Here is a 532-nt window from a genome sequence, read left to right as displayed (position 1 = left end):
CTAGGCCGTTATTCAGCTCAACAATTTGCTTGTGTATCTGAGTCAAGTCGTTTTCTAGTTGCTCTAGTGATGTGTATTTATCATCTAATGACGCACTCAATTTCGCTAACTGCTGCTGATTTGCTTTAATCGTCGATTCATTTGCAGCCATCTGGTTTTGCAAATCGTTGATCTTACCTTCGCCAACCACACAACGTTGATTCAACTCGTTCACGCTTTGCTCAAGCTGAGCAATATTAATTGCGTTCAAATGCTGTAATCGTTCATTGAGTTGATGAATTGATGCCTGTAATGCTTGCAGCTCTAAGTTCGCGTTCTGCCCCAACTCCGAAACCATTTGCTCAATTTGCTGCGTGTATTGAGCAATCGCAATATTGTGTTGTTCCAACTGGTTGCTCAATTGGTTCAGCGTGATTTGAGCCTCACGCTCCTGATGACGAGCCTGTTGAACTTGCTCTTTTGTGACTTCATCACCAACAAATTGAGCAGGCTGAGGATGTTCGGTACTACCACAAACGGGACACTTCTCTCC

Annotated in this window: 1 pseudogene; it reads right to left on the bottom strand. The window is 43.6% G+C overall.

What is annotated here, in order from left to right:
- Positions 1-532 (bottom strand): annotated as a pseudogene (locus R8O11_RS30875) (SMC family ATPase); the annotation flags it as partial.

The sequence above is a fragment of the Vibrio sp. 1288 genome (assembly GCF_033344475.1).
This window is presented reverse-complemented; position numbering and strand designations above follow the sequence as displayed.